Here is a 13,344-nt window from a genome sequence, read left to right on the forward strand (position 1 = left end):
GGACGGCACCGTAGCCGGGCTGGTGCGCCGGAGGCGGCGGGGGCGGGTAGCCGGCCGGCTGCTGCGCGGGCTGCCCCGGCGCGCCGCCGGTCTGTTGGCGGCTCCAGTTGGCCTCCGCTTCGAACAGCTTCTCCAGCTCACCGCGGTCCAGGAAGATGCCTCGGCACTCCCCGCACTGGTCGATGACGACGCCGCTGCGCTCGTACTGGCGCATTTCTCCGTGACACTTGGGACAGGTGAGGCTCATCTCCCGACGGTACCTGGTGGACCTAAGCAGTTGCTGTGAGCGCCTCGACGACTTCTTCGTCGGACACCTCGTGGAAGTCGTCGTAGTAGACGCTCACCGCGCCGAAGTCGGGTGGGCGTTGGGCGCAGATGACCTGGTCCGCTTCGGCGGTCAACAGCTCGTACGCCTCCTGCGCGCCGACCGGGACGGCGACCACGACCCGGTGCGCCCCGAGTTGACGGACGACCTCGACGGCGACGCGGGCGGTCGCGCCGGTGGCGAGGCCGTCGTCGACGATCACGGCGGTCCGTCCGGTGAGGTCCAACTGTGCGCGACCGCCCCGGTAGAGCCGTTCCCGGCGTTCCAACTCGGCCTGCTCCTGCTGGCTGACCTCGGCGATGTCGTCGCTGCTGAGTCGGCCGGCCACCATGTCGTTGAGCACCTGGACACCGCCTGGCCCGAGTGCGCCGAAGGCGACCTCCCGGGCCCACGGCATGCCGAGCTTGCGGACGACCAGCACGTCCAGTGGCGCGCCGAGCCGTTCGGCGACGACTCGCGCGACCGGCACGCCGCCGCGGACGAGGCCGAGGACGACGACGTCCGGTTCGCCGATGAGTGCGGTGAGCCGTTCGGAGAGCACCCGGCCCGCATCGGCCCGGTCGCGGTACGTCCTCATGCCTTCAGGTCTACGCCCTGATGTGCCGTTCCGCCCGCGAGTTACGCCGAAGTGCTCCGACCGGGCCGTTCGGTGGAAACCGGGGTGGCCGGCGGGTCGACCGGGTGGTGCAGCGCGGGTGCCCAGGTCAGCAGGGCCAGCGGGTACAGCAGGTAGCCGAAGCGGGTCGAGGGCATCAGGGCGATGGCGGCGAGCAGCCCGTACCCGCAGATGAGGGTGGCGGCGACGGCGGTGCGGGGCGGGCGGCGGGCGAGCCGGACGGCGATGGCCACTCCGGCGGCGACCAGCAGCGCGGCGGCGATCAGCCGGCCGGCGGGTAGCGCGCTGGCGATCAGGTAGCCGGGGAACGGGGACTGCGCGGGGCTGGTGACCAGCCCGTGGCCGAGGGGGAAGCGCAGCACGTTCTCGATGAGGGCGTCGCGGTCCACCAGCAGCGCCGGCAGCAGTGCGGCGATGGGCAGGCCGATGGCGCCGGCGGCGACTCGGGTGCCGGCGCGGCGGGTCAGGCCCCAGACGATCAGGACCAGGGCGACCGGCCAGGCGAAGAGCTTCAGCGCACCGGCGAGCCCGACCGCGAGGCCGGCCCGGCCGGGTCGGTCGGCGGCGGCGAATGCGAGGGCCAGCAGGCAGAGCGCGAGTACGGGTAGGTCGTCGCCGCCGGTGGCGAGGGTGAGGGCACAGATGGGCAGTACGGTGGCGGCCTGCACGCCGCGTAGCAGGGCGGCGTTCCGCCGGTGGGTGGCCGCGGGGGTGCCCTGGCCGGTGGTGGCTGGTGTGCCGCGGAGGGCGGCCACGGCCAGGGCGAGCGCCAGCGCGGTGCCTACCGCGAACCAGACGCGGGAGTCGGTCCACCAGGTGTCGAGCAATGCTCTGGGCAGGCCGAACATCGCCATGCCGGGCTGGTACGGGGTGTAGCCCATCAGTTGTTCGCCGGGCGGCAGGGCGGCGATGGCGTCGGGTCCGAGGTATGGGGTGCCGTGTTCCAGGAGGCGGATGCCGGCCTGCTCCACGACCAGCACCTCCTCTTGCGCCCGGTCGGTGCGCCCGCTGGCCCGGTCGATGCTCTGCCAGGCCAGGGGGAGCAGTGTGGTGGCAGCCCAGGCGAGACCGGTGACCGCCCAGCGGGCTGGCAGACCGGTCAGCCGGGAGGTCGCAGAGCGTCGACGTAGCAGCAGTTGGGCGATCACCGTCAGCGTTGCGAGCAGGTAGCCGACGGCGGCGACCGCTCCCCAGGCGCGGTGCGGCAGCAGGGTCGACGTGACCGCGGTGATCGCGGCGAAGGTGGCCGAGACGGCGTACAGGCCGAGGTCGAGGGCGAGTCCGCCGGCGGCGTTGTCGAGCGTCCGCCAGTGCCACCGACGGCGGCGGGCGGTCGGGTCGTCGACGATCACGCGCGACAGTCTGGCAGACCGGGCTGCCCGTGCGGCGGGCCGTCGCCTGCTCAGGCGGGCAGGTGGGGAAGACGGTCGGGTCTGGAGCGGCCGGCCTGGCGGCGGTTCTGGCTCAACCGGATCACCGCACCGGCGTCGTGCAGCGGTGCGGCCAGGGTGCCCGGTCGGCCGCCCGAGCCGCGCTGCATCGCCGCGAGCAGGGTGCCGGACGGCATCGGTCGGGCGAACAGATGCCCCTGGCCGGCGACGCAGCCCAACTCCCAGAGGGCTCGTCGTTGCGGCTCGCTCTCCACCCCCTCGGCCACCACGTCCAGGTCGAGGCTGCGACCCAGGTCGAGGGTGGAACGGATGACGGCGGCGGCCTCCGCCGAACTCTCCATCGTCGTCACGAAGCTTCGGTCGATCTTCAGCTCGTGTACGGGGATGCGGGAGAGCAGCGAGAGGGACGAGTAACCGGTGCCGAAGTCGTCCAACGCCAACCGGACTCCCTCGTCGCGTAGCCGGCTGAGCACCCGGTCGACCACGTCGAGTTGGCTGAGGGTCAGTGTCTCGGTCAGCTCCAGGACCAGCCGGTCCGGTGGTAGGTCGTGGGCGCGGAGATGGGCCAGCACCGAGCCCGGGAACCGCGCGTCGAGCAGACTGCGGGGGGACACGTTGACCGCGACCGGTACGTCGAAGCCGGCGTCGCGCCAACTTACCGCCGCGATCAGCGCCTGGTCGAGGATCGCTTCGGCGAAGGCCGGTAGCAGGCCTGAACGTTCCACCGCCTCCAGGAACCGCAGCGGGTCGATCAGGCCGTGGATGGGGTGGTGCCAGCGGGCCAGCGCCTCCGCGCTGGTCACCTCACCGGTGCCCAGGTCGACGATCGGTTGGAAGTTGACGATGAATTCGTGGTCGGCGACCGCGCGCGGCAGGTCACCGCCGAGGGTGAGGCGGCCGAGGTCGGCGGTGTCCCGGGTCGGGGCGTAGGTGGCGATCCGCTGCCCGGCCCGCTTCGCCTGGTACATGGCCACGTCGGCGCGGCGGAGCAGTTCGGCCATTCCACCGTTGGATGGGGCGCCGGAGATTCCGCCGCTGGCCTCGACGCTGATGCGCATGCCGTCCAGCTCGAACGGTTCGTGCAGGGTGGCGAGCAGCGTTTCGGCCCGGTGCGCGGCCACCGCTGGGGCCGGCAGGCCGCGCAGGAGTACGGCGAACTCGTCGCCGCCGAGGCGGGCCACCAGGTCGGTTGCCTGGGCCGCACCGCGCAACCGGTCGGCCACCTGCACCAGCACCTGGTCGCCGGCGGCGTGCCCGAGCGTGTCGTTGACCTCCTTGAAGTGGTTGAGGTCGATCAGTACCAGCGCTGTCACTCCGTCGGCGTGCCGGTGGCTCAACTGCTCGGTGCCCTCGTCGAGGAGCTGTCGGCGGTTGGCCAGGTCGGTCAGCGCGTCGTGCGAGGCCGCGTACGCGTGCTCGTCGGCGACCCGGGCCAGTTCGGCGTACGCCTGGGCGTTGCGGACGGCCGTGCAGAGCGCGGAGGCGAAGGTGCGCAGGGTGTATTGCTCCCGCTCGGAGAGCCGCACCGGGCCGCGGAAGCGCAGTCGGAGCATGCCGACGTCGACGGTCCGGTCATGGCCTTCCAGCGGTGCGGGGATGACCGTGCCGGCCACTTCGGTGGGGGTGCCGGTCGGGCCGTCGAAGGTGATGCCACCGGTGCCACCGCGTACGGTGCGGCCGCCGTCACGTAGCTCGATCTCGACCTCGTCGGCGGAGAACAACTCGGCGGCCTGGGTGACAGCGGTGGTGAGGACGTTGTCCAGGTCGACCACGTTGAGCGCGTCGGTGGTGCGAGCCAGTCGCTGCCACGCCTGTTGTTCGGTGCGGCCTCGGATGCGCGCGGAGTAGGCCAGGTGCAGGCTCAGGACCAGGGGCGGGACGGCGAGCAGCAGCCGGGGGTCCATTTGCAGGGTGAGCAGGGTCAGGGCCGCCACCACGAACCGGACCACGTAGCCGGCCAGGCGAAGATCCAGGTTGCTGTGGAACTGGGTCGAGATCTTGGTGCCGGAGGCGAGCGCGATGACGGGGATCGCCAGCAGTTCGTCGAGGAAGGCGGCGAGGAGGTACGCAACCGACAGGATCCCCACCAGTTGCGGGGCCTGCATGGCGGGCCAGGTCCAATTGAGCAGTGCGAAGGCGGTGCCGGCACCGGCCGCGACGAGGATGTTCTTGCCGACGCCGAAGGCCAGCTTGATTGGTGGTAGGCGGGCCGAGGCGATGGTGATCCCGACGCAGGTGCAGAGCACCACCCAGGGAACGGGGGCAATGGCGGCCGCAATGACGATCGCCGCCTCGCTCCAACTGATCAGGTGCACTGCGGACCGGACACGTACGCGCGCCTTGACGAACGCACCCAAGGCGATCATGGCGGTCAGCGTCACCAGGGTTGCTCCGTCGGGTGTCGGAGCCTCGGTCGCAGGGAAGGTCAGTCTCAGGGAGGCGAGCGCAACGATCGTGGCAGCAACGACGAGGAGACCGACGAGCAGCCGTAGCCGTCGATCGGTCCCGTCATCGCGTCGTTGTGAAGAGGCCACGCAACTCCTGGATTACCTCGCCTGTCCTGCTAGCAACCATATCGCCGGGCGATGCAGAAGTCCTGCACCGATGTCAGCCCCACTCGTTTCCGCGCATTTCACCCACCCTCTCCTTCGTGTGGTTGTCGAGCTCCGATGGAGCCGACTCTCTACGAATGGAGCTTAAATGGGGTTGGCCCTAGTTAGGGATGATAAATGTCGTTATCCTCAACATTAGTTAATCCTGTACGGATAAGTGACATTCTGTTTGCGTTCCGGTGCGGAGAGCGCTGGGATGTTCGCCTGCTGCATCCGCTCCGTTGCGGAATGTCGTGAGCCGTGCCGACCGATTAGACCGCGCTCTCAGTGTGGGTGCTCGGGTGCCGCAACTCATCCGCCGATTCGGCCAACCGCTCACCAGCTTCAGCCAGGAGTTCCCCTCTTCGACTGTGGGGGCAAGCGTTGACACATGAACGTCGGTGATGGCGGCACTGGCCCAGGGCGAGGGCCAAGTGCGGAAACCAGTAGTTGAGGCTTTCGTTCCTTCTTTCCGTGACGCGGCAAGGGTCGAGAACGCTAAGGGAACGCGTGGTTCTTGCAATGTTCGCATTGCACAGGGCGACCCCGTCACAGTGGATGGCCGTGGAGCCCTCGCATCGACGGCTTGATTGGCGTCGGGCGTTCCATCCCGTGCCCGTAAGCTTCGTTGCGTGATCGGCTGAATACCCCGTTGGAGCAGGGGGACGGGTGGAGATTCAACTTCTGGGCGGCCTCTCAGTGCGCCTGCTCGCTGACAAGCTGCACCTGGGTACGCCCAAACAGCAGGCTGTCTTCGCGATGCTCGCGGTCCAACCCGGGCAACTGGTGACCCTGGACGACCTGGTCGACGAGCTGTGGCCAGACGGCCCACCGCGCTCCGCGGTGGCGAACGTACGGACCTACGCCGCCAATCTGCGCCGAACCTTCGAGACATTCGAGTCTGGTCGGGGCGTCATCGTCAGGCAGCAGAGCGGCTACCGGCTCACCCTGGGGCCGGAAGCCGTCGACGTGTTCTGCTTCGAGATGGAACGCGTCGCCGGTCGGGAAGCGCTGATGGCCGGCCGCCTGGATCACGCCCTGGAACTGCTGGGACGCGCCGTCGGGCGATGGCACGGGTCGATGCTCGCCGGCATCCCGCTCGGACCGGTGCTCACCGCGCGCAGCGCGACCGCCGAGGAGGAGCGGCTGCTGACCGTGGAACTCCTCGCTGACGTACAGCTGAGATCGGGCCGGGACGACCTGGCGATCCCGCTGCTGCGGGACATCATCGTGCGGTACCCCCTCCGGGAGCCCGCGTACGTGCTTCTCATCCGAGCGCTGTACGAGCGTGGCGACCACGCCGGCGCCGTCGCCACGTACGGCGAGGTCCACGCCAGGTTGGCGGAGGAGCTTGGAATCAATCCGGGTGCCGAGCTTCAGGCTCTCCACCGCACGATCCTCACGGTGGCTGCGTCGCGCTCGAAGACCAGCACCACAGCCCGTCCGGCTGGCCTGAGTGCGCCCGCCCCCGCGGCCGTGGCGGTCTCCGCGAAACCACATAGGCCCAGGCCGGTGGATCACCTCCCCCGGGCGGTCACCGACTTCGTCGGTCGGGAGGACGTGGTGTCGGGGCTGCTCGCAGAGACCCGCCGGGTCGAGGAGCGGGTGCCAGCCGTGCACATCATCGACGGCATGGCGGGTAGCGGCAAGACCACCCTCGCCGTGCACCTCGCCCGCCAGTTGTCCGCCCGGTACCCGGACGCCGCGCTCTTCATCGATCTGTGCGGGCATGGCGAGAAGAAGCCGGTGGAACCGGCGGCTGCCCTGGTCACTCTGCTGCGACAACTTGGGGTACCCGCCAACGGGGTGCCTGTCGACCTGAACGCCAGAGTGGAGTTGTGGCGACAGGAACTCGCTCACCGGAGATCGGTGATAGTTCTCGACAACGCCGCGAACAGCGACCAGATCATGCCCCTGCTGCCGACCGAGCCGACCGCCGTCGCGCTGGTGACCTCGCGCCGGCGCTTGTCCCACCCGGATGTGGGGCCGTCGCAGACGCTGCCGGTACTGAGCCCTCAGGAAAGTGTGGATCTCCTCGGACTGAGCGTCGGACGTGACAGGGTCGAGGCCGAGCCGGCGGCCGCCGCCGACGTGGTCCGGTTGTGTGGGCATCTCCCCCTGGCGATTCGGCTGGCCGGTGCCAGACTCGCCCATCGTCGCGGTTGGCGGTTGGCCGAAATGGCCGAACAGATGGCTGGCGACCCCCTGGTGCTGCACCACCTGGCGCAGGAGGCGAGCACCGTCACCGGCGCCTTCGCCGCCTCCTACGAACCGCTGCCGGACTCGACCAAGCGGGTCTTCCGCTTCCTGGGCCTGTATCCCGGTAACCGCTTCAGCACGGCGGCGGTCGCCGCGCTGACCGGACTGACCATCGCGGAAGCACACGAGGCGCTCGACGACCTCGTCGACAGCAATCTGGTGGAGGACCTGGACTCGACGCGATACCGATTACACGACCTCATGCGCCAGTACTCCGTGGAGCTGTGCTCCCGTACCGACTCCGCGAGCGACCGAAAGCTCGGGCTGGCCCAACTGTTCGACTTCACGCTGGATGCGGCGTTGACGGCCGCCGAGACGCTGGAGCCCGGCGTGATGAAGTTCCGGGTCCCGCACCGTCCCCACGGACGACCCGAACTGGTCGCGGGCATCGGTGAGCCCACCGCCGACTGGTTGGAGGCCGAGCGGACCGACCTGGTGACGATGGTGTTGTCCGCGCTCGACTCGGGTTTCTATGAGTACTCCTGGCGGCTGGCCCGTGCAATCTGGCGGTTCTGCTACATCCGCGGGTACTTCGAGGACATCCTGCTGACCCACCGTCACGCGTTGACCGCCGCGGAGGCGACCGGGGACATCTATGCGATGGCGTTGATGAACAACTATCTTGCCTCCGGCTACGTGCGGACCGGCGACATCCGGCAATCGCTCGATTACCTGACCCGCGCGGTCGCCCTCTCCAGGGAGTTGGGGGACGTGCTGAGCACGGCTCGGTACCGCGCGAATCTCGCGGCCGTCTACTGGTGGGGTGGCAACCTGACCGAATCGGTGACCGTCGGTTTCGAGTGCCTGCGCGACTACAAGTGGTACGGCGCCGGCAGGGCGCCGATGGTCCTCCCGAACCTGGGCATGGCACTGATGATGCTCGGACGATACGAGGAGGCGCTGCGTCTGCACCGCCTGCACCTGGCCTGGGCCCGGACGAACTCCGAGGACTTTCACCTGCTCAACGCGCTGAGCCACATCGGGGGAGTGCGCGTCCGCATGGGTGAGCTTCCACAGGCAATCCGGATCCTCATGGCCTCCCTGGCCCTGCGCGATCGCACCGGCCACCGGTACGCCGAGGCTGAGGTGCGCAACGACCTCGGGATCGCCTATCGCGGTCTCGGCCGTCTGGTCGAGGCCCAGCAGCAACACGAGGCGGCCCGAGCGTTGTCGATCACCTCGGGAGAACGACACGTCGAGGCGGCCGCGCTGAACGAACTCGGCCGCACCCTGCTGGCGCAGGGGCGGGGCGGCGAGGCCGTCGAGATGCACCAGGCCGCCCAGCGGCTGGCCACTCGGATCTCGCACCCGTACGAGCAGGGGCGTGCCCTGGCCGGCCTCGCCGAGTGCTTCGCCCGCGCCGATCCGGCCGAGGCCCGACGGCACGCGGAGCGGGCGTTGGTGATCTTCCGGCGGATGGGCGTACCGGAGCGCGTCGAGGTCGAGCGCCGCCTCGCCGAGCTGGCCGCCGGAACGGTGGCTGCGGCGCACTGACCAGGTCGAACGGTTCTTATCGATTTCTTATCGCGGGACCCGGTAACTTCTCAGCCGTATCGGCGAACGGGGGAGGTTCTGCCTCTGGGTAGAACCGGGTCGTCGAGACGCACCCGCCGCCAGGTCCCCCCAGCGACCTCGGCGGCGGGTCGGTCAGGAAGGAGCGGCGTCAGCTCGTCGCGCCGACAGCACCCGGTGCGATCGTCAGCGTGACGCCGCTCCTTCCGACCGCCGTCGTACCGCACCGATAGGCTCACGACCGTGACCGAACCCGCGCAGCTCAGCCACGTCGATCGCGCCGGCGCGGCCCGCATGGTCGACGTCTCCGCCAAGGCGGTGACGGGCCGGTTGGCCGTCGCGGCCGGCCGATTGCGGACCACACCGGAGGTCATCGACCTGTTGCATCGCGACGGGCTGCCCAAGGGTGACGCGCTGGCCGTGGGGCGGCTGGCCGGGATCATGGGGGCCAAGCGCACTCCGGATCTGATCCCGCTGTGCCACCCGATCGCCCTGCACGGCGTCACCGTCGACCTGCGGCTGACCGCCGACACCGTGGAGATCACGGCCACCGCCCGCACCGCGGACCGGACGGGGGTGGAGATGGAGGCACTGACGGCGGTCGCGGTCGCCGGTCTCGCCCTGGTCGACATGGTCAAGGCGGTCGACCCGGCGGCCTCGGTGGAGGCGGTCCGGGTGCTGCGCAAGGAAGGCGGCAAGACCGGTGAGTGGGTTCGTCCGGAGGACCGACCGTGATCCGGGCTCGGGTGATCGTCGCTTCCAATCGGGCCGCGGCCGGTGTCTACGCCGACACCAGCGGGCCGCTGCTCGTCGACGGCCTGCGCGAGCTGGGCTGCCAGGTCGACGACCCGGTGGTGGTGCCCGACGGTGAGCCGGTCGGCGAGGCCTTGCGGGCCGCCCGCGCCGACGGTGTCGACGTGGTGCTGACCAGCGGTGGCACCGGAGTGACCCCGTCGGACCGGACGCCGGACGTGACCCGGGTCCTGCTGGATTACGAGATCCCCGGCATCGCCGAGGCGATCCGTTCGCACAGTCGTGACCGCGTGCCGACGTCGGTGCTGTCCCGGGGCCTGGCCGGGGTCGCCGGTCGGATGCTGGTGGTCAATCTGCCCGGCTCGACCGGCGGTGCCCGGGACGGCCTTGCCGTTCTCGGGCCGATCCTCGGGCACACCGTCGACCAGCTTCGCGGCGGGGACCACTGACCGCCCTACAGGGGGGCCACGGGCCGCTCCGCGGTGGCCAGAGCCGCCCGGTGCACGCCAGGCCCCGGCGGGTGTCGGTCCGTCCCGATAGGCTCGGTCAGTGAGCACGGAAACCGCACCCACAGCGGATCGGGTCGCCGCACCCCCGCCAGCCGGGTGGGAGGAAGCGCGTTCGCGGGTCTACGCGGTCGGTTTGGCCGCCGCGCTGCCCGCAGTCGCCCGACCACTTGTCGACACTGACGGGTCGACCCTGGCCGAGCCGTTGACCACCCGCACCGACCTGCCGGCGTTCCCGACCTCCAGCGTGGATGGCTGGGCGGTGCGCGGCCGTGGGCCGTGGCGCGTCGTCGGCCGGGTCCTGGCCGGCAGCACTCCCGCGCCGCTCACCGAGGACGACACGACCGTCGAGATCGCGACCGGTGCGATGGTGCCCGAGGGGGCCACCGCCGTGCTGCGCGTGGAAGAGTCGACAAGCGCCGACGGCCTGGTCAGCGGCGTTCCCCGGGCCACGCCCGAGTGGCGGAAACCCGGCGAGGAGGCGTACGCCGATGAGGAGTTGTTGCCGGCCGGCACGCCGGTCGACCCGGCGGTGATCGGCCTGGCGGCCGCCTGCGGGCACGACACGCTGCGGGTTCGGCGGGCGCCGCGTGCCGCGTTGCTGGTGTTCGGTGACGAGTTGCTGACGGCGGGGCCGCCCGCGGCCGGCCGTGTCCGCGACGCGCTGGGCCCCGCGGTGCCGGCGTGGCTGCGGCGGTACGGCTGCCAGGTCCGCCCATCCGACGTGATCGGCCCGGTGGCCGACACGCTGCCCGCGCACGTGGCGGCTCTGCGCTCGGCGCTGAGCAGCGCCGATCTGATCTGCACCACCGGCGGCACGATGAACGGGCCCGTCGACCACCTGCACCCGACGCTGGAGGCGCTCGGCGCCGACTACGTGGTCAACACGGTGGCGGTCCGTCCCGGCTTCCCGATGCTGCTGGCCCGGCTGACCGGCCCCGATGGGCGAGCCCGGTTCGTGGCCGGGCTGCCGGGCAACCCGCAGTCCGCCATCGTCGCGCTGGTGTCGTTGGTCGCCCCGCTGCTCGCCGGCCTCCAAGGCCGGTCGATGCCGGTGTTACCGCAGGTCACGTTGGCCGAGGCGGTGCCCGGTCGCGGTGACCACACCCACCTGGCGCTGGTGCGACTGGACCGGGCCGCCGGCGTCGCGTCCCCGGTGCGCCACGTCGGCTCCGCGATGCTGCGGGGCCTGGCGGGCGCGGACGGCTTCGCCGTCATCCGACCCGGCACCAGCGGCGAGCCGGGTGACCGGGTGCCGATCGTGCCACTGCCGTTGTTTCCCGGGGAGCGTGCATCGTGACCGCACCAGCCATCACCTTCGGCGAGGTCACCGACCAGCCACTCGACCTCGCCACCCACGAGGCGGCCGTCGCCGACCGCCGGGCCGGCGCCGTGGTGTCCTTCCAGGGCGTGGTCCGCGACCATGACCACGGCCGCCAGGTCACGAGCCTGGAGTACGAGGGGCACCCGAGCGCCGCGCAGGTGCTACGCGAGGTGGCCGCCGAGATCGCGGCGGAGCCCGACGTCTACGCCGTGGCGGTCTCGCACCGGGTCGGCCCCCTGGCGATCGGTGACGTCGCGTTGGTCGCCGCGGTGAGCACCGCGCACCGTGCGGCGGCCTTCGCGGCCTGCGCCCGGCTGGTCGACGAGGCCAAGGCGCGACTGCCGATCTGGAAGCGGCAGGTCTTCACCGACGGCACCGAGGAATGGGTCAACTGCCCCTGACGGGTTCCCTCAGCGGTGGCTGTTGACCATCACGGCCCTGGAGAGCCGATCGCCGTAGAACGCCGGCTCCGCACCAGGACGCCAGGGCAGCGCGGCGACCAGCACGATCAGCGCGAGCGCGAGCGAGTTCTCCATCAGCGCGCCGAACAGACCGTCCTGGTAGTGCGACATCTCCGGCAGTTGGTGTTCGTACGGCCAGATCGGCGAGATCAGGAAGAGCAGGTAGAGCCCGATCGCGGCGACGCCGTGGCGGAGCCCGGTCAGCGTCGGGTACCAGATCGGCGGGCGGAGCCCGTTGATCCCCGGTAGCCCGCCGAAGACCGCCCCCTGGCCGGTGCGCTGCGGTATCCCCCGGCTCGCCTCGCGGCGACGCACAGCGGCGTCGGCCAGCACGATGATCGCCGGGATCACCCAGACCAGGTGGTGCGTCCAGGAGATCGGGCTGATCACGTTCGCGGTGAGACCGACCAGCGTGAAGGCGGTCAGCTCGTCACCGTCGGCGCGGGAACTGGCCGCTCGGGACAGACCCAGCGCCAGGACCAGCACCGAGAAGGCGAGCCACAGCAGCCCCGGGGTCTCGATCGAGTCGTACAGGCGGGCGAGCAGACCGGCGAGGGACTGGTTGGGTGTCATGTCCGCCGCGCCGACCCGTTCGGTCTGCCACAGCACGCTGCCGAAGTAGGTCCGCGACTCGTCACCGACGATCGCGAAGCTCCCCACCGTCACGCCGATCGTGGTGCCGATGGCGGTGGCCGCCACCCGCCACTGACGGGTGATCAGCAGGTAGGCGATGAACAGCGCCGGGGTGAGCTTGACCGCGGTGGCGAGGCCGATACCGGCCCCGGCCCAGGCCCCGCCGTAGATGAAGCGCAGCAGCGGGCCGTCGGTGGCGGCATAGTGGGTGCCCCGGCGGGACCGCCAGCGAAGGCCGATCAGGTCGGCCATGATCAAGGCGAACAGCAGGATGTTGACCTGGCCGTAGCCGAGCGTCTCCCGACCTGGCTCGATGGCGACCGCGAGCGGCACCGCCACAGCCACCGTGAACCACAGTGGCCAGCCCAGCCGGTCCACGATGGGTCGGAGCAGCCCGGCCAGCACCAGCGCCAGCGCGGCGATGCTGGCGGCCGCGTTGACCAGGCCGGCCGCGCCGACCGGCAACTGCGCCATCGGCAGCATGACCAGCCCGGCGAAGGGTGGGTAGGTGAACCCGAGCGTGGTTTCGGGCGCGATGAACTCGTAGAGCTCGTGACCGCTCGCCCACCACACCACGGCACCGTGGTAGATCTTCATGTCGAAGAAGTTGTACGGTCGCCCGAAAGTGCCGATGGCGAGCCATGCGGCATAGGCGACGGCGGCCACGATGGCACCCCGTACGACGTTCCTGCGATCGATCCCGCGCGTCACGCGGTCGAGCCCGCGCGTCACACGTTGGATTGGGGCGAGGCGGTCCGCCCGTCTACCGACAGCCGTCGGCATGGCGTGGCCACCCCCGTACCAAGGTCGTCCTATCCGTCCAGGTCCTGCACGGAGCCTAGAACGGCGCCTCACGTCAGTGCCTCCCGCGTTATGCGACCGTGTCCGATCCCACACATGTTTTTGACATTTCCACCGCGTTAACGCCTACCGGGTGGTTCAGGTAATTCGTGCCCTTAGCGGGGGGTGGGGG

General features: G+C 70.6%; 10 protein-coding genes. 5 read left to right on the forward strand and 5 right to left on the reverse strand.

Annotation, left to right across the window (positions count from 1 at the left end; genetic code table 11):
• The 4 genes from DLJ59_RS34070 to DLJ59_RS34085 form a co-directional block, all read right to left on the reverse strand.
• Positions 1–247: TFIIB-type zinc ribbon-containing protein (locus tag DLJ59_RS34070; RefSeq protein WP_167493926.1), on the reverse strand; the 247-nt coding region annotated here is incomplete at its 3' end.
• Positions 248–269: 22 nt separating this feature from the next.
• On the reverse strand, positions 270–902 hold the full coding sequence (locus DLJ59_RS34075; RefSeq protein WP_124778225.1) for a phosphoribosyltransferase: 633 nt from the start codon (positions 900–902) through the stop codon (positions 270–272).
• A gap of 41 nt (positions 903–943) precedes the next feature.
• Positions 944–2,293, reverse strand: a complete 1,350-nt coding sequence (locus tag DLJ59_RS34080) for a glycosyltransferase 87 family protein (RefSeq protein WP_124778226.1) — start codon at positions 2,291–2,293, stop codon at positions 944–946.
• 50 nt (positions 2,294–2,343) lie between these two features.
• Positions 2,344–4,866 (reverse strand): putative bifunctional diguanylate cyclase/phosphodiesterase, encoded by a 2,523-nt coding sequence (locus tag DLJ59_RS34085; RefSeq protein WP_124778227.1) that lies wholly within the window; start codon positions 4,864–4,866, stop codon positions 2,344–2,346.
• A gap of 726 nt (positions 4,867–5,592) precedes the next feature.
• Between DLJ59_RS34085 and DLJ59_RS34090 the strand changes: the two genes are divergently transcribed.
• The 5 genes from DLJ59_RS34090 to DLJ59_RS34110 all read left to right on the forward strand — a co-directional run bounded on the left by DLJ59_RS34090 (position 5,593) and on the right by DLJ59_RS34110 (position 11,678).
• Positions 5,593–8,676: an AfsR/SARP family transcriptional regulator gene (locus DLJ59_RS34090; protein WP_124778228.1), complete on the forward strand. Its 3,084-nt coding sequence runs from the start codon at positions 5,593–5,595 to the stop codon at positions 8,674–8,676.
• 261 nt (positions 8,677–8,937) lie between these two features.
• Positions 8,938–9,429, forward strand: coding sequence for a cyclic pyranopterin monophosphate synthase MoaC (moaC, locus tag DLJ59_RS34095; RefSeq protein WP_088987073.1), 492 nt, complete (start codon positions 8,938–8,940; stop codon positions 9,427–9,429).
• Positions 9,426–9,896, forward strand: coding sequence for a MogA/MoaB family molybdenum cofactor biosynthesis protein (locus DLJ59_RS34100; RefSeq protein WP_124778229.1), 471 nt, complete (start codon positions 9,426–9,428; stop codon positions 9,894–9,896). Before moaC ends, DLJ59_RS34100 begins: the two co-directional genes overlap by 4 nt.
• 100 nt (positions 9,897–9,996) lie before the next feature.
• On the forward strand, positions 9,997–11,253 hold the full coding sequence (locus DLJ59_RS34105; protein WP_124778230.1) for a molybdopterin molybdotransferase MoeA: 1,257 nt from the start codon (positions 9,997–9,999) through the stop codon (positions 11,251–11,253).
• Complete coding sequence (locus DLJ59_RS34110; RefSeq protein ID WP_124778231.1) at positions 11,250–11,678, forward strand: molybdenum cofactor biosynthesis protein MoaE; 429 nt, start codon at positions 11,250–11,252, stop codon at positions 11,676–11,678. The genes DLJ59_RS34105 and DLJ59_RS34110 overlap by 4 nt, the downstream gene beginning before the upstream one ends.
• A 9-nt stretch (positions 11,679–11,687) precedes the next feature.
• Here the strand turns inward: DLJ59_RS34110 and DLJ59_RS34115 are convergent, their stop codons facing one another.
• On the reverse strand, positions 11,688–13,154 hold the full coding sequence (locus DLJ59_RS34115; protein WP_124778232.1) for a glycosyltransferase 87 family protein: 1,467 nt from the start codon (positions 13,152–13,154) through the stop codon (positions 11,688–11,690).
• Positions 13,155–13,344: the final 190 nt, after the last annotated feature.

Source organism: Micromonospora inaquosa, assembly GCF_003857055.1.
GTDB lineage: Bacteria > Actinomycetota > Actinomycetes > Mycobacteriales > Micromonosporaceae > Micromonospora > Micromonospora inaquosa.

Excerpts from the sequence above, each read along its gene's own strand:
- DLJ59_RS34115 (WP_124778232.1), bottom strand. The coding sequence starts at position 13,154 with ATGCCGACGGCTGTCGGTAGACGGGCGGACCGCCTCGCCCCAATCCAA.
- DLJ59_RS34075 (WP_124778225.1), bottom strand. The coding sequence starts at position 902 with ATGAGGACGTACCGCGACCGGGCCGATGCGGGCCGGGTGCTCTCCGAA.